Origin of the sequence: Streptomyces sp. NPDC102279 (assembly GCF_044766365.1) — a bacterium.
In the GTDB taxonomy this organism is placed as follows: domain Bacteria; phylum Actinomycetota; class Actinomycetes; order Streptomycetales; family Streptomycetaceae; genus Streptomyces.
On the sequence record NZ_JBIWLU010000002.1, the window covers coordinates 126,434 to 141,980 of the forward strand.

Sequence of the window (15,547 nt, forward strand, 5' to 3'; positions counted from 1 at the left end):
ACGCTGGTGACGCTGGTGACGCCCGGGACGAACCTCGCCCCCAGCCCTCGGACATGCAAGGCGATGGGAGGCGGCCCTGAAAGATCAGGCAGGCCCGCCCTCGCCGTTGCGGGCAGTACGAACACCCCAGTGGGCGTGAGGAGTTGTTGTGGTCGCGGTCCGTCCCTGCAGGCCCGACCTCAAGTGAGAGCGGCCGCCATCCGGCCCAGCCCTCGCTCATGGACCAGCGACGCCGGGATCGCCGTCGTCGGTGCTCAGCGACGCTGGGAGCGCAGTTGTTCCAGCAGGCGGAGCCAGACCTCGCTGGCCGTGGGGTAGCTCGGAACGACGTGCCACAGTGTGGACAGGGGGACGCGTCCCACGATGGCGGTGGTCGCCGAGTGGACGAGTTCGGCGATACCCGCCCCGACGAAGGTCGCCCCGACCAGCACATCGTCGGCGCGGTCGATGACGAGCTTGGCCCGGCCGCGATAGTCCGGGCGCATCACGTAGGTTCCGGCGAGGGCTGCCATGTCGTACTCCACGCACTCGACGTCGAGGCCTTCCTCCCGGGCCTGCCGCTCGGTCATGCCGGCGCTGCCGACCTCCGGAGAGGTGAAGGCGACCTGGGGCAGCCCCCGATGTCCGGCCACGCCTGAGGGCAGGTCGGTCACGCCGGCGGCCCGTGCGGCGATGGTGTCTCCGGCGATACGGGCCTGGTACTTGCCCATGTGGGTCAACAGCGCCCGGCCGCACGCGTCGCCGATGGCGTAGAGCCAGGTCCCCGTGCCCCGCACGCACTGCTGGTCGTCGACGTCGAGGAAGCCGCCGGGAGACAGTCCCACCGTCTCCAGACCGATGTCCGCCGTGTTCGGCGTCCGCCCGGTGGCCACCACGATCTCGTCCGCGACCAGTGCTGTCCCGTCGTCGAGGGTCACGATGACCTCGCCGCCGTGGACGTGCCCGTATCCGCTGTCCCGTGTGTCGGGCCGACGTACCTCCGACAGGTTTCGCTCCAGAAGCACTCGCACGCCGTTCGTCCGCAGCTCCTGCGCGACGAGGTCGCCCGCGAAGGGTTCGTTGCGTGTCAGGAGCCGGTCGCCGCGCTGGACGATCGTGACGTCGGCCCCGAGACCGCGCAGCCAGGTGGCGGCCTCACAGGCCACCACCCCTCCGCCGATGACGACCACCCGGCCGGGCACCTCGCGCATGGAGGTCACGTCGCGTGAGGTCCACGGCAGTGCGGCACGTAGGCCGGGCACATCCGGGACGGTCGGAGCGGAACCCGTGTCGATGACGACGGCGTGCCGGGCGACCAGGGTGCTGACGGAACCGTCGGGCCGGGTCACCGCGAGGGTGCGTTCGCCAGTGAGCCTTCCGTGGCCGCGCACCAGATCGATGCCGGTGTCGAGCGCCCACCGCACCTGCGAGTCGTCCTCCCGGTTGTGCACGACATCGTCTCGCCGTGAGAGGACGTCGGCCGGGTCCAGGCGGGCCGAGACGCCGGGCAGATGGGCGGCCGCGTCGACCACCTCGACGGGGCGCAGCAGTGCCTTGCTCGGCATGCAGGCCCAGTAGGAGCACTCGCCGCCCAGCAGGTCGCTCTCCACGATGGCCGAGGACAGGTCCGAGTACTGACTCGCGTACTGGGCGGCGTTCTCGCCGGCCGCCGCGCCTCCGAGGACGATCACGTCCCACTCGGAGCGGTCCGGATCAACCTTCGCGATCATCGAGCCTCCTTGATCGCCGGAATTCGACACGCGACAGTTCAGCCTAGAAGCCGCTGCTCCTCTCCGCATGCCGGCTACCGCCGGGTGCCGGGCGGTGTGCGCCGGCCGTGGGCGGGCAGGCGATGGCCTGCGCCTCCCCGGCATCCTTTCGTCGCCGATGATCACATGTAGCGGCCGCCGGTCACTTCCGTGACCGTGCCCGTGACGTACGACGCCAGGTTCGAGGCGAGGAAGAGCGCCACCGACGCCACCTCCGACGCCTCACCGGCCCTTTGCATCGGGATCTCGGCCAGTTTGGACTCCCAGATGGGTGCCGGCATGGCCTCGGTCATCGGCGAGCGGATCAGGCCCGGCGCGATGGCGTTCACCCGTACGCCGTGGTGTGCCATCTCCTTGGCCGCGGCCTTGGTGAGGCCGATGATCCCGGCCTTGGCCGCCGAGTAGTTGGTCTGGCCGACGAAGCCGACCTTGCCGGATATGGAGGAGAGGTTCACGACGGCACCGGAGCGCTGTTGGCGCATGACGGCGGTGGCCAGTCGCGTGCCGTTCCAGCACCCTTTGAGATGGACGTCGATCACCTGCTCGAACTGCGCCTCGGTCATCGTGCGCATGGTCGCGTCGCGGGTGATGCCCGCATTGTTGACCATGACGTCGAGGCGGCCGTACGTGGAGACGCACCGGTCGATGGCGGCCTGGACGTCACCGGCGTCAGTGACATCGCATGCCGCCACCGTGACCTGGTCCCCCGCGTCGAGGAGTTCGGCGGCGCGCCGACCGGCGTCGGCGTCGAGGTCGGCGATGACGACCCGCGCGCCCTCGCGCAGGAATGTCTCGACGATCGACAGCCCGATGCCCTGGGCTCCTCCCGTGACGATCGCGGTTCGCTCGCTCAGCAGACTCATGGGTGTACTCCAAGAAGGGGGTGTGCGGACAGCGCGTGCCGGTACGCGCCGGCCTCGAGCCGGCCGAGCGCGTCGGACAGGTTCGCGTGGTGTGCGATCGGTGCGACGAGCACCAGATGGTCGAGATGATCGACGTCGAGTCGCAGCGGCGCGAAGCGCGGGCCGGTCAGTTCGTAGGCGCCGGTCCGGCGATGTGCCTCGCGCGAGCCGATGCCGTACGCCGAATTCAGTGAATGTCCCGGAGCCGCTGTCAGCAGAGTGGTACCGCGGTGGTCCGCGTCGGCGACGAATGTCCGGTCACGGGTACGTGCCTGGGCCAGGGCATGGCCGAGCAGGGCCGGTTCGATGAGTGGAAGGTCCGCGGGCAGCGCGGCCACCCCGCACCCTGGACGGGTCGCCCGGGCCGCCCACTCCCCCTGGCGCAGCGCCTCGTTGAGGCCGGAGCCCGGAGCAAGGACATGCCGTACGCCGAGGTCCTCGACCGCGGCCAGGTCCCGGGCCCGGTCGAGGACGACGATCACTTCGGCGACTCCGGGAGTAGCGCGTGCGGTCGTCACGGTGTCGCGGAAGAGCGCGCGGGCCACTCGTCGGCGGTCCTGCCCGTCCAGTTCCAGTCGGCTCTTGGCCAGCCGGAGGTCCTTCTGCGGGACGACGACCACCCATTCCCATGGCGTCACCGGACGAATCCGACGCTGAGCGGCACGACGCGGTGCACTTCCGTGTCGAACCGGCGTGCGGCCTGGGCTCGTTCGGGGGTGACGTCGCCGTATGTGGTGGTGCGCTGCCGGGTGGGCCGGCCCGCTGTGGCCGCCAGTTCCTTGATTCCGGCGATCGTCTTCATCGATCCGTTGGTCGATCCGGCCATCCGGCTGATCGTCTCCTCCATGAGCGTGCCGCCGAGGTCGTTGGCCCCGCCGCGCAGCATCTCCTCGCACTGTTCGGGAGAGAGCTTCACCCAGGAGCACTCGATGTTGTCGATCCGGCCGTGCATGAGCAGCCGCGCGAGGGCGTGAACAGCGCGGTTGTCGCGGCGCGAGGGTCCTGGACGGGCGATGCCCGCCAGGTAGATGGGTGAGCTCTGGTGCACGAACGGCAGTGGTACGAACTCCGTGAATCCGCCCGTGTCCTGTTGCAGCTTCACCAGTGTTCGCATGTGGTCGACCCAGTGACGCGGCTCGTCGACGTGGCCGTACATCATGGTCGCTGTCGTTCGGATGCCGAGTTCGTGCGCGGTGCGGATGACACGGAGCCATTCAGCCGCTGGGAGCTTTCCTTTGGTCAGTACCCAGCGCACCTCGTCGTCCAGGATCTCGGCGGCTGTGCCCGGCAGGGAGTCGACGCCGGCCGCCCGTGCTTCGGTCAGCCATTCGGCGACCGAGATACCCATCCGCGAGGCGCCGCTGATGATCTCCATGGGTGAGAAGGCGTGCAGGTGGATGTCGGGACGGCGTCGCTTGACCTCGCGGGCGAGGTCGAGATGGACGGTGCTGGGCAGCGCGGGGTCGATGCCGCCCTGCATGCAGATCTCCGTCGCGCCCACGTCCCATGCCTGCTCCACGCGCTCACCTACCTCATCGAGGGAGAGGCGGTAGGCGTCCGCATCGGTGGCTCGCTGGGCGAAGGCACAGAAGCGGCATCCGACGTAGCAGACGTTGCTGAAGTTGACGTTGCGGTTGACCACGTACGTGACGACGTCGCCCACTGCCGAGCGGCGGACCTGGTCGGCGAGCCGGCACAGCGCGTCGAGTTCCGGTCCGTCGGCGTACGCCAGTGCCAGCGCCTGGTCATGGGTGAGGCCCGCCGGGTCGTGCTCGGCCGCGCGCAGGGCTGCGGCCACATCGCTGTCCAGCCGCTCGGTGCCGCGGGCGCCGCCCGATGCCGGCCTGTTGTCGAGCTGCTCAGCCAGGACCTTCCAGTCGCCGAAGGCGTTGTCGAAGTCGCCGCGCGTGCTGGTCCGGCGGCCCTCCTGATCGATCGCGACATGGAGGTCGGTGCGTCCGGAGGAGACCACTTCGGCAGCCTCCTGCCAGGGCAGGCCCGCCGGGAGGACGTCTGCCGCCAGTCCTGTGGCCGGGTCCGCCAGTGCCTCGAGGTGCGGGAGCACCCGGGCGTCGGCCCAGGGGCTGCCCGCACGTAGGTACTCCGGCTGCACGGCCAGCCGCTCGCGCAGTTCGAACCCGGCATCCGCGGTCAGCTCCGCCAGCCTCTCCAACTGCGGCCAGGGACGCTCCGGGTTCACATGGTCGGGGGTCAGCGGCGAGACCCCGCCCCAGTCGTCCACTCCTGCGGCGAGCAGCCGGCGCAGTTCTTCGGGGTCGGTGAGGTTGGGCGGGGCCTGGATCCGCATCCGGGGGCCGAGCAGGACCCGGGCCACCGCGATCACGGCGAGGTACTCCTCCAGATCCGCGTCCGGTGTGGCCATCATGGCCGTGCCGGGTTTGGCCCGGAAATTCTGCACGATCACTTCCTGGACCGCGCCGTACTGCCGGGCGAGGCGGCGGAGCTCCAGCAGGGAGTCGACACGGTCGGCCGGACGCTCGCCGATGCCGATCAAGATCCCTGTCGTGAAGGGGATGTTGGTCCGTGACGCGTCTTCGATGGTCCGCAGCCGCAGCGCCGGTTCCTTGTCCGGCGAGCCGTAGTGGCAGCCGCCCGGTTCGGCCCACAGCGAGCGCGCGGTGGTTTCCAGCATCAATCCCATCGATCCGGCCACGGGCTTGAGTCGCTGGAGCTCCGCCCAGGACATCACGCCGGGGTTGAGGTGCGGGATCAGCCCGGTCTCCTCAAGGACGAGGATGGCCATCGCGCGGAGGTAGGACAGTGTGTCCTCGTAGCCGCGGGCGTCCAGCCAGTCGCGGGCGGCCTGCCAGCGGTCCTCCGGGCGGTCGCCAAGGGTGAAGAGGACTTCCTTGCAGCCCAGCCGGGCGCCCTCGCGGGCGATGTCCAGCACCTGGTCGGGGGCGAGATATGCCTCCTCCACCCGGCCCGGCGTGGTGGCGAAGGTGCAGTAGTGGCAGCGGTCCCGGCACAGTCGCGTGAGTGGGACGAACACCTTCTTGCTGTACGTCACCACTCCGGGCCGTCCCGCGTCCCGGAGCCCCGCCGACCGGATGGACGCCGCGACCTCGCACAGCCGGGTGAGGTCCTCTCCCCGCGCTTCGAGCAGGGCGACGGCTTCCTCGCGGTCGATGTTCTTGCCCGCCCGGGCTCTCGCCAGCGCGCGGCGTACGGATGTGGTGGTCACTGTGACCTCCTCGCGTGGACGGCGGAGCGCATCAGCCGGCCCTCAGTCCCATGGAACGGGCGATGAAGTCGAGCTGGACGGACGGCGGGCCGGCGACGACCCGGGCGATGATGCCGTCGGAGTGGTGCATGGGAAGTGTGTGGTCGCGGACGTAGCCGTAGGCGCCCTGGATCTGGATGGCCAGTGCTGACGCCTCGGCGTAGATCTGCCCGGTCAGGAACTTGGCCATGGTGCTCTCCGTTTCGCAGGCGATGCCGGCGTCGAAGAGTGCGGCCGCACGCTGTACGGCGCATCGGGCGGCGTCCATGCGGACGTACATCTCCGCCAGGGGAAGGCTCACCCCCTGGTAGGAGGAGATGCTCCGGCCGAACTGCATGCGCTCGTTGGCGTAGGCGACGGTCATGTCGAGTACCGAGGCCACGCTGCCGAGGAAGCCGGAGCTGATCATGATCCGTTCCAGGACGAGGCGTTCCTTGAGGATCTGCCAGCCCTGTCCCGGCCGGCCGAGCAGTGCGGTGTCGGGCAGCTGGACGTCGTGCAGGAACACCTCGTAGATGCCGCTGATGTTGCGGCCCAGTGCCGGCATGCGGCGGACCTCGACGCCCGGGTGGTCGGCCGGTACCAGGAAGACGGCCAGGTCGTCCCGCTTGCGTCCGCTGTCGCCAACCTTGACGAGCAGTTCCATGACCGCGCCCGGCAGTCCGGCGCCCTCGCAGTAGGTCTTCTGGCCGTTGATGACCCAGCCGCCGTCGGTGCGCTCGGCTCTCGTGGTGACGCTCGCGGCGTCGGAGCCGACGTCGGGCTCGCTCACCCCTATGGCGAACCGACCGTCGCCGCTGAGCACCGGCGCCGAGTAGGTCTGCCGCTGGCCGGGGGTTCCCCAACGGACCAGGTCGCGGATGCCGCTGAAGTTGAGGTTGAGCAGCGCCACGAGGTCTGAGCTGGCGCGGCCCACCTCCTCGCACAGGGCGGTGAGCAGGCCGGCGAGGTTCTCTACGGGCTCGTCCGCGTCCGCGACCATGTCGTACCAGCCGAGCTTCGCGATCTCGCGGTAGAGCTGTTCCGGGTAGGAGCCCTCTTCGTCCCAGATCTGCACGTCGCGCTCCGGGGCGTTGCGTGAGAGGAACTTGCGGGCAGTGGAACGCAGTTCTGCTTGTTCTTCGGTGTCCATGAAGGCGCTTGCGCGCATGGTCGTCGCCTTTCCTAGGGGATTCGGGCGGTTGGTTCGGTGCCGCTGTCTCAGGGGAGTTCAGGTGGTGAGCGCAGTCCGAAGGTGGTGGAGAAGGTCGGGCGGCGCGGCGGCGAACTGGTCGGCGAGGTGGCGCGCGCGGCTGTCGAGGTCCGGGGCGGCGACGACCTCGACCAGTCCCAGCCGGGCCAGGTCGTCCGCGGTGAAGCGTTCGTCGGCGGCGAGCAGCCGGAACGCGAGCGAGGGCCCGGCACAGTCGCGTAGTCGCCGCACTGTGGCGTCCGGGGGGAGAAAGCCGAGGCGGAGTTCCGGGAAGCGAAAGGCCGCCTCGGGCGCCGCCAGGATCACTGTCGCGGCCGTGGCCAGGGCCCAGCCCCCGCCGACAGCCGGTCCTTGAACGGCGGCGACCGATGCGGGGAAGGACTCGATGAGGTCGCAGACCTGCTCGATCAGCCGTCGGCGCAGGCCGGGTTGTCCGATCGCGGTGCCGTCGTCGGCGCGGATGTCGGCTCCCGCGCAGAAGGCGGTGCCCTCCGCCCGCAGCACCAGCACGTCCGCGCCGTGGGCGCGGGCCTCATCGAGCGCCGCGGCCAGTTGCCGGAGCAGCGGGATGTTGAGGGCGTTGCGGGCGTCGGGGCGGTTCAGCGTCACCGTCGCCACCGTGCCGTTCTTCTCCACCAGGCACAGTCCCGCGGCCTGGTCCGCGTCGATGTTCACAGGATCTCCGGGAGGATCTTGGAGGTGAGCAGTTCCACCGCTTCCGCCGGGTCCGGGCCGACGGGGGCCCCGACGTAGGCCTCGGTGAAGCCCGCGCCACGCGCGTACTCCAGCAGTTCCATGAGCGCGTCGATGCAGTCGGTGGGCGTGCCCGAGATGATCAGCTGGTCGGCCACTTCCTGGGGCAGCAGTTCGGCGGCCTCGCGCAGACTCACGCCTGCCTTCACGGCTTCCCGCGTCGGCATGTAGTCGGACTGCTCGAAGCCGGCCCGCTGCAGGCTTTCGTGCGGCTGCTGCGCGACGATCAGCGTGGCCTGCCTGCGCGCCGCGGCGGTGGCACGGTCGCGGTCCGCGGAGACGGAGACGTTCACGCCGTAGATCCGGGTGAACCCGGCGCGGTCGCTGCGCTCACGGCCGCGTTCGAGCCGATCGAGATTACTGACCGTGTCGAACTGGCCGCTGCGGAACGCTGCCAGGCTGTGGGCCGGGAAGTTGCTCGCGCAGATGACGCCGTCGGCCAGCTCGCCCGCCATCTCCAGGACCTGGGGTCCCGCGCCGGCGACGATCACCCGCACAGCGGGGTCCTCGACCCAGTCGAGCGACACCCGCGCGTCCTCGCGCAGGCCCAGGTCCGCGCAGGTGAGGGGGAAGTCGCCCAGCCGGACGATGTCGCCCCGCCACAGTGCCCGGCAGATCCTGATGAGCTCCGCGACGCGGCCGACGGGACTGCGCCGCTCCATCAGTGCGCTCACCAGACCGCCACCGGTGCCGATCCCCATGCTGACCTGGCGCCCCGGCGGCATGAACTCCGCCAACGTGGCCATCGTGGAGGCCTGTTCCAGGGGGTTGCGACCGAACGGGAACGTCACCGCCGTGCCCACACCCGCCCCGGTGCGGGCCGCGATCGCGCCCAGGACGGCGCCCACTCCTCGCGACTGCATCTGGTCGGTGACCCAGATCGTCTCGAAGGTGCGGGCGGCGACCTCGGCGACCTCCACGATGCTCGGTCCGGCCGCCCAGGCATGGAGCTGAATACCCTTGATCATCGAGCCTCAATTCATTGATGAACCGTGTCCACGATGTGGAACAGGTGGAGTAGCGATTCACTCCGGTCAAGACCCCTGAATGCCCTCCGGCTGGTCGAACGCAGCCGTACTCAAAGGCAACGGAACGATCCGAGGATCACCTGCGGGCGACGACGTAATCGGGCTCGACGAGGTAGGTGCTCTCGATCTTCTCGATCAACGGCCCGGTCGCTTCGGTGCGTTCCTTCAGCGCGATCCACCGCGGATCGGCCCGGAAGGACTCCCAGAACGCGACAGCCGCGGCGACGTCCGCGAACGCGCAGAGATAGACGATCCGCCGCCGCTCGTCCGCCGCGTGCCAGAACCCCCGAAGGTCCAGTCCGACCTCGTCGAAGAGATCGAGGGTCTCCTCACCGAATCGCCGGTGCAGGTCCTCGGCCCGATCGGGCAGCGCGACGTATTCGCGCAGTTCGAGGATCACGCCGGGATTCCCGAGATCGCGACCCCGGAGCGCGTCTTGTAGCGGCGGTTGATGCCGATGAGCACGGCGGTGAGCGGCTCCAGTTGGCGTGCCAGACGCAGCGCACCGCCGTCGACACCGGATCGCCCGGTGATCGTCGCGGCGAGAGCGGCGACCTGCTCCTTCGCGTCCCGGTCGTCGCCGACGACCAGGACGTCCTCGTGCTCCAGGGGCCCCTCCGCATCCCACAACGACACCGCGGAGAGGTGGTGGAACGCGCCGACGACGACTGCGTCAGGGACGAGTTGCTGCGTCTGTTCCGCGGCGCTGCCCTCCTCGACGTCCAGCCCGTAGGCGCCGCGCTTGTCGAAACCCAGCGGGTTGACGCAGCTGATCACCAGCTTCCCGGCGAGGTACGGGGCGAGGTCGCGCACCAGTTCCTTGTGGCCGTCCCACGGCACGGCGAGGAGGACGGCCCCGGCCGCCTGGACGGCGGCCGTGTTGTCGAGGCCTCGCACCTGCCCGCCTGGGCCGATGCGCTTCCGGATCTCCCGCGCGGCCTCCTCGGCGCGCTCGGCCGAGCGTGATCCGATGACGACCTCGCGACCCGCTCGGGCGAAATGCAGGGCCAGGCCCTTGCCCTGCGGGCCGGTCCCTCCCACCACGGCAATGGTGTGTTCACCCATGGTCGGGTGCTCCTTTCGAAAGGTGCCGTCAGCCGGTCACCGGACAATCGATACGGGCTCAGAGTCGGTCGGCGGCCCGGCGGAACCGCGCCGGGCAGCTGAGGTCAGAAGGGTCGGCCGGCGGCTTCCTCGACGCCGCCCACGGGATAGTCGGACGGCACCTGCCCACCGCTGCGGACGGTGATGGCCCGAGCGGCGGTCACCAAGTACGGGGCCAGCTCGTCGATGTCGTGCGCCGTGAGATCCGTCCCGATGCCGAGCAGCGTGATCAGGAGACAGGGATGTCCGTCACGGCCGAAGACAGGGAATCCCACGACGTTGAGCTCGGGCGCGTACTCACCGAAGACGGCGCCGAAGCCCAGTGCGCGTAGCTCCGCGCGGCGCGGGCCGCCCTCTTCCGCCGCCGCGGGAACTCCGTCGTGCCACGCGTCGGCCAGCCGGCTGAGCAACGGCGCCTGCTGGTCGAACCGGGAGCCGATCTCGATCGTGATCTTGATGTCCTTGCGGCTCTCGATCTTGGCGATCGCGGTGAAGTGCCCGTCCGGCATCGGCTGGATCGCGAGACAGGCCAGTTCGGTTCGCTCGGCCAGCCGCTCCATGAACGAGCGCGCCTCGGCGACCGGCGTGATCCGGGTGACCGCCGTGACGCCGTACTCCACCAGCAAGGGCCCCAGGTTGTACCGGCGACTCGCACCGTCGTAGTTCATGAGGCCCTCCCGCACCATCGTCCGAATGAGATTCGACGCCGTACTCTTGGCAAATCCACAGGAGTTGGCGAGCTCGGTGAGCGTCGCCCCCTTGGCGTGCCGGACCAGGTGGTCCAGCACCCGTACGGTGCGCGACACCGCCGGCACGAGATTTCCGGAGTCCTGCTCGCCGGTATCGCCCGCATCGCCGTCAGCACCGTCGACAGTCCCGGTGCTGCGTTCGGAGAGCCCTCGCGTCACGTCTCCTGCTTTCCGTTCAGGGATGACTCATCCGTGCGCAGCGGCGTCCCCTACCAGTTCGACGAAGTGGAAGAGCGTGCCGTCGGGGTCGACGGCAAAGAGGATCCGCCAGCCGCTCGTACCGTCTGGACCCATGACGGTCTGCGGCGTGTGCAGGAATTCGACGCCCGCGGCGCTCAGCCGGTCGTACTCGCCCTGGATGTCGTCGGTCAGGATCGAGAACCGGCACAGGCCGGGGTTGACGGTGTCGGCGATGGAGCGCTCACGCGTCGCCGGGACGTCACGCCACTCGATGATGTCCAGCATCGCCTCATCGGGCGAGTTGTTGAGCCGCATGTGCGCGAAGCGCAGTTTGCTGCCCTTCTCGATCATGAACGCCCGCGCCAGATTGACGTCGTCGACAACCTTGTCCTGCACGACCTCGAAGCCGACGTGCTGGTAGAACTCGATCGAGCGGTCCATGTCGGTGACGTTGATTCCCACATGCCAGAACTTGCGCATGACGATTCCTTTCAACGGTGCGTTGTTGGTGGTCGCGGACCCGGATGCGCCCCTCGTACGGGCGGCAGGGCCGGGTGCGGAACGAAGGCCTGCAGGCGGGGGTGCCTTCGGGCGAAGACAGATTTCAGCAGCACGTCTCGGAGGTCTTCGGCTTGCCTGCCGCCGGCCCCGAGAGCCGTCGTTTCGTGTCACTGGCTCCGTGCGGTGAGCAGGCGTCTGAGCAGCTTTCCGGTCTCGTTCCTCGGCAGGGCCTCGACCACCTCGAACTGACGGGGTCTGGCATGCGGGCCGACCGAGGTGGCCACCAGTTCGCCCAGCTGGGCGCGGAGCGGCTCGTCGAGCACGCCGTCGTCCTCGTCCTCGATGAGCCTGAGGAACACCTTGATCTGCTGGCCGATCCGGTCGTCGGGTATGCCGACTGCCGCGGCCTCCAGAACGCGCGGGTGCTTCACCAGAGCGTCCTCGATCTCCGTCGGCCCGATCCGGTAACCGCGGCTCTTGATGACGTCATCGACGCGACCGAGGTACTCGAACCGCCGCCCGTGTGCGCGCCGGGCCAGATCACCCGTCCGGTGCCACGTGCCCACCGGCGGCACCGCACGTGCCGACTCCGCGTCCCACACCCCGAGCAGCGCAACCGGATCGGGCAGTCCCACGGCGATCTCTCCGACCTCGCCGCGACCCACCTCCTGACCGTCGTCGCCCAGGAGCGCGATGCGGTGCCCCGGATAGACGGTTCCCATCGTGTCGTCATCGACGGAACCCAGGACTCCAGCGTCGCCGATGAGCGCGTTCGCCTCGGTCTGCCCGTACGCCTTGTTGACCGCCTGGGCCAGGTGGAGCCGAGCCCACGCCATCTCGGAGCGGCCTGCCTGTTCTCCGCCGGTGACGACGGCCCGCAGCCTGCGTTCCGGCGCCCGGCCGTTCGCCTGGAAGAGACGCAGGACCGACGGCGGAAGGAATGCGGTGGTGACACCGCACCGCGCGAAGAGGTCGAGGGCGGCGTCCGGGTCGAAGCGCGTCTGCCGCTGTGCGATCACCGGTACACCGAACGACCACGGGACGAGCAGCCCCAGCATGAGGCCGCCGATCCACCCCCAGTCGGCCGTCCCGTAGTAGACGTCGCCCGGCTCGAAGAACTCGAACGCGCAGTCCACGCCGGCATGGCCGAGCAGGACTTGGTGTCCGTGGACGATTCCCTTGGGCGGACCGCTGGTCCCGGAGGTGTACATCAGCAGTGCCGGCTGCGTCGGGCCGCCGGGGTGGGGGGCCTCGCCGTGCGGCTCACCGGACTGCTCGGCGATGCGCTGTCCGTCGGCGCCGTCGACCATCAGGACCATGCGGTCCTCGATCGCACATCCGGTCGACCTCAAGCGGTCGAGCCCCGGCCCGTCGGTGACGAGGATCTTCGCCCCGGAGTCGCCAAGGCGATGGGCCACGGATGTGCCGGCCATGAGCCGGGGAATCGGAAGCAGTACGGCTCCAGCCGCCAGCACTCCGAAGACGGCCTCCGCCGCGGCGGGCGAGGGTTCGAGGTACATGGCGACGCGGTCACCCGGGTCCACACCACGTGCCCTCAGGGCGACGGCGATGCGCAGCGCGGCGCGTTGGACCTCGCCGAACGTGATCCTGGTCGGTGCGTGCGGTCCGGCTGTGATCAGGGCCACCGCACTCGGATCCTGAGCGAAGAGCGCATCCTGGGTGATCGAGTAGTCCGGTGCCGGCCTCCACCGGTTGACGCCTCGCAGTGCGCGCAGCCGGGACACGGCCGGGCCGTCGGCGCCGTCCGGCGCTAGTCCAGCCGTGCCCATACGCTCTTCTCCTTCGTGAAGCTCTCGATCGCGCTCTGCCCGAGGTCGCTGCCGTGGCCGCTGTGCCGGAAACCTCTGTACGGCGAGGCGGGGTTGAGTACGCCCCAGCTGTTGATCCATACGTTCCCGGCGTCCAGGGTCCCGGCGAAACGCAGCGCCCGGCCCACGTCGCGGGTGAAGACACCGGCTGCGAGGCCGTAGATCGTGTCGTTCGCCAAGGCCAGCGCCTGCTGCTCGCCCTCGAACGGCAGCACGCCGAGCACGGGTCCGAAGATCTCGTCGCGCGCTATCCGCATGTCCGCGGTCACGTCCGCGAACAACGCGGGCTCGTAGAAGAAGCCCTGACCGGGACCGTCCTTCGGTGCTTCGGTGCTTCCGGCCAGCAGGACCGCACCTTCTTGCACGCCGGAGAGGACGTAGGAGTGGACCGAGTCGCGCTGCACCGCGTTGATGAGCGGGCCGATCTCCGTCTCCGGGTCGAGCGGGTCACCGACCTTGGCGGACTCGACCCGGGCCTTGACCAGCTCGATGACCTCGTCGTAGATCGGCCGTTCGACCAGCAGCCTGCTGGGAGCGGTGCACGTCTCGCCCTGGTTGCCGTACATGGCCGTGAAGACCACGTCGGCGATCGCCTTCGGAGCAGCGTCGGCGAAGGCCACCAGGGCGGACTTCCCGCCGAGTTCCAGAGAGGTGGTGACGAGCCGGTCGGCAGCCATCCGGCCTATCTCCTGGCCGACCTCGGTGGACCCGGTGAAGGTGATCTTGCCGACGTGCGCGTTGCGGACGAGTGCGTTTCCGGCAACCGAGCCCCGGCCGGGCAGGACATTGACCACCCCGGCCGGGATTCCGGCCTGCAGCGCCAGCTCACCCAGTGCCACCGGTACCAGCGGGGCCAGTTGGGCGGGCTTGAGGACGACGGCGTTACCCATCGCCAGCGCCGGTGCGATCTTCCAGATGGACTGCACGGCAGGGAAGTTCCACGGCGTGATGGCGCCGACCACACCGATCGGCTCACGCACGGTGTAGTTGAGGAAGCGCCCGGGCGCCGGAGTGGTCCGCCCTTCGATCTTCGTCACCAGACCGGCGAAGTACTCGAGAGTCTCGACCATGACGGGCAGGTCGATCGAGAGTGACTCGCGGATGGGCTTGCCCATGTCCCGGGTCTGCAGCTCGGCGAGTTTCTCCTTGTTCGCCTCGATCAGCGCCGCGTAGCGCAGCATCAGACGCGTTCGTTGGGACGGCCGCATCCGCTGCCACACCTTGGCGCCGGCGCGCGCGGCCTCGACCGCACGGGCGACGTCGTCCGCCGTGGCCTCGGCGACGGTCGCGATGACACTGCCGTCGGCCGGGTTGACGCTGTCGAAGGTCGCCCCGGTCGAGGCTTCAGCAAGCTGGTCACCGATGACCAGCGGGACATGGGAGGTCAGAGCACGCACGATCGATGTCTCCTTCACTCGGTCGTCAGGGAAGGCGGTGGGCGGTCGGCAGGACGGCCTCGGCGAGAGCCTGGAGTTCCTCCATCGCGGAGTCGAGCGTGGCGTGCTCGAAGGATGTGTCGCAGATGAAGTGAGTGACGCCGAGATCGCCGTACGCTTCGATGGTCTCGGCGTTGTAGGGGGCCTTGCGCAGCGGCCTCGCCGTCAGCGTGATCTCGCCCATGTCGCGGCCGGCCTCCTCGACGTACGTGCGGAGGGTGGCGAGGTAGCCGGCGTATTCCTCGGGGCCGACCGCCAGCGGGTGCCAGCCGTCGCCGATGGCGGCTATACGGCGCAGTGACGCCTCGCTGTAGCCGGCGAACCAGATCGGGATGGTGCCCCGTACGGGCTTCGGATACATCTTGAAGTCGTGCAGGTTGTAGAACTCGCCGTCGAAGTCCACTTCGTCGTCCGACCACATCTGCCGCATCGCGTTGACCATCTCGGTCACCCGACGCCCCCGGTCCTTGAAGGGCGCGCCCAGGGCCGCGAACTGCTCCTTCATCCACCCGACGCCGATGGCGACGGACAGCCGGCCCTTGGACAGGACGTCGATGCTCACCAGCGTCTTCGACGTCGGTACCAGCGGCCGCCAGGGAAGGATCAGACAGGATGTGCCGAGTTCGACGGTCTCCGTCGCGGCCGCCGCCCAGGTCAGGGCCGTCAGGCAGTCCAGGTACGGCGTCTCGGGCGACCAGAGGAACTTGCCGTCCGTCGTGTACGGATAGGGGGTCTCGACCTTCGTGGGCAGGGCCACGTGATCGGTCATCCACAACGAGTCGAAGCCGATCTTCTCCGCGTAGCGGGAGACCTCGCTGATCGCGTCCGGCCCCGCCCACGGTCCGGCGCCGGGGATCCTGATACCGACCTTCATGTGATGC

Annotated in this window: 13 protein-coding genes and 1 pseudogene; all 14 read right to left on the bottom strand. The window is 69.4% G+C overall.

All coding sequences use genetic code 11. From position 1 onward, the window contains the following. Positions 1-254: 254 nt before the first annotated feature. A complete protein-coding gene (locus ACIRQH_RS04090) occupies positions 255-1,709 on the bottom strand; it encodes an NAD(P)/FAD-dependent oxidoreductase (RefSeq protein WP_358817338.1) in 1,455 nt (484 codons plus the stop codon). 161 nt (positions 1,710-1,870) lie between these two features. Then, positions 1,871-2,611: a 3-oxoacyl-ACP reductase FabG gene (fabG, locus tag ACIRQH_RS04095; RefSeq protein ID WP_388936478.1), complete on the bottom strand. Its 741-nt coding sequence runs from the start codon at positions 2,609-2,611 to the stop codon at positions 1,871-1,873. Beyond that, positions 2,608-3,288, bottom strand: a complete 681-nt coding sequence (gene cofC, locus ACIRQH_RS04100; protein ID WP_358817340.1) for a 2-phospho-L-lactate guanylyltransferase — start codon at positions 3,286-3,288, stop codon at positions 2,608-2,610. Before cofC ends, fabG begins: the two co-directional genes overlap by 4 nt. Continuing rightward, positions 3,285-5,858, bottom strand: a pseudogene (locus tag ACIRQH_RS04105) (bifunctional FO biosynthesis protein CofGH); the annotation flags it as partial. The gene cofC and the pseudogene ACIRQH_RS04105, both read right to left, overlap by 4 nt. A 28-nt stretch (positions 5,859-5,886) precedes the next feature. Next, positions 5,887-7,044: an acyl-CoA dehydrogenase family protein gene (locus tag ACIRQH_RS04110; protein ID WP_404224112.1), complete on the bottom strand. Its 1,158-nt coding sequence runs from the start codon at positions 7,042-7,044 to the stop codon at positions 5,887-5,889. A 60-nt stretch (positions 7,045-7,104) separates the two neighbouring features. After that, positions 7,105-7,761 carry an enoyl-CoA hydratase/isomerase family protein gene (locus ACIRQH_RS04115; protein WP_388877199.1) on the bottom strand — a complete coding sequence of 219 codons (657 nt, stop codon included), beginning with the start codon at positions 7,759-7,761 and terminating at the stop codon, positions 7,105-7,107. After that, positions 7,758-8,807, bottom strand: coding sequence for an LLM class flavin-dependent oxidoreductase (locus ACIRQH_RS04120; protein WP_358817343.1), 1,050 nt, complete (start codon positions 8,805-8,807; stop codon positions 7,758-7,760). Before ACIRQH_RS04120 ends, ACIRQH_RS04115 begins: the two co-directional genes overlap by 4 nt. Before the next feature lie 136 nt (positions 8,808-8,943). Next, on the bottom strand, positions 8,944-9,267 hold the full coding sequence (locus tag ACIRQH_RS04125) for an NIPSNAP family protein (protein ID WP_388877201.1): 324 nt from the start codon (positions 9,265-9,267) through the stop codon (positions 8,944-8,946). Beyond that, positions 9,264-9,932, bottom strand: a complete 669-nt coding sequence (gene npdG / locus ACIRQH_RS04130) for an NADPH-dependent F420 reductase (protein WP_388877204.1) — start codon at positions 9,930-9,932, stop codon at positions 9,264-9,266. Before npdG ends, ACIRQH_RS04125 begins: the two co-directional genes overlap by 4 nt. A 104-nt stretch (positions 9,933-10,036) precedes the next feature. Beyond that, positions 10,037-10,777 (bottom strand): helix-turn-helix domain-containing protein, encoded by a 741-nt coding sequence (locus tag ACIRQH_RS04135; RefSeq protein ID WP_358817346.1) that lies wholly within the window; start codon positions 10,775-10,777, stop codon positions 10,037-10,039. Between the two features lie 129 nt (positions 10,778-10,906). Then, positions 10,907-11,380 (bottom strand): VOC family protein, encoded by a 474-nt coding sequence (locus tag ACIRQH_RS04140; protein WP_358817347.1) that lies wholly within the window; start codon positions 11,378-11,380, stop codon positions 10,907-10,909. A 188-nt stretch (positions 11,381-11,568) separates the two neighbouring features. Continuing rightward, positions 11,569-13,191: an AMP-binding protein gene (locus ACIRQH_RS04145; RefSeq protein WP_404224116.1), complete on the bottom strand. Its 1,623-nt coding sequence runs from the start codon at positions 13,189-13,191 to the stop codon at positions 11,569-11,571. Further along, positions 13,173-14,627 (bottom strand): aldehyde dehydrogenase family protein, encoded by a 1,455-nt coding sequence (locus ACIRQH_RS04150; RefSeq protein ID WP_404224118.1) that lies wholly within the window; start codon positions 14,625-14,627, stop codon positions 13,173-13,175. Before ACIRQH_RS04150 ends, ACIRQH_RS04145 begins: the two co-directional genes overlap by 19 nt. A gap of 25 nt (positions 14,628-14,652) precedes the next feature. After that, positions 14,653-15,540 (bottom strand): TIGR03619 family F420-dependent LLM class oxidoreductase, encoded by an 888-nt coding sequence (locus ACIRQH_RS04155; RefSeq protein ID WP_358817350.1) that lies wholly within the window; start codon positions 15,538-15,540, stop codon positions 14,653-14,655. Positions 15,541-15,547: the final 7 nt, after the last annotated feature.

Bases quoted from the DNA above. Each gene is read 5' to 3' on its own strand.
- ACIRQH_RS04090 (WP_358817338.1), bottom strand. From the start codon at position 1,709: ATGATCGCGAAGGTTGATCCGGACCGCTCCGAGTGGGACGTGATCGTC.
- fabG (WP_388936478.1), bottom strand. From the start codon at position 2,611: ATGAGTCTGCTGAGCGAGCGAACCGCGATCGTCACGGGAGGAGCCCAG.
- ACIRQH_RS04110 (WP_404224112.1), bottom strand. From the start codon at position 7,044: ATGCGCGCAAGCGCCTTCATGGACACCGAAGAACAAGCAGAACTGCGT.
- ACIRQH_RS04120 (WP_358817343.1), bottom strand. From the start codon at position 8,807: ATGATCAAGGGTATTCAGCTCCATGCCTGGGCGGCCGGACCGAGCATC.
- npdG (WP_388877204.1), bottom strand. From the start codon at position 9,932: ATGGGTGAACACACCATTGCCGTGGTGGGAGGGACCGGCCCGCAGGGC.
- ACIRQH_RS04140 (WP_358817347.1), bottom strand. From the start codon at position 11,380: ATGCGCAAGTTCTGGCATGTGGGAATCAACGTCACCGACATGGACCGC.
- ACIRQH_RS04145 (WP_404224116.1), bottom strand. From the start codon at position 13,191: ATGGGCACGGCTGGACTAGCGCCGGACGGCGCCGACGGCCCGGCCGTG.
- ACIRQH_RS04155 (WP_358817350.1), bottom strand. From the start codon at position 15,540: ATGAAGGTCGGTATCAGGATCCCCGGCGCCGGACCGTGGGCGGGGCCG.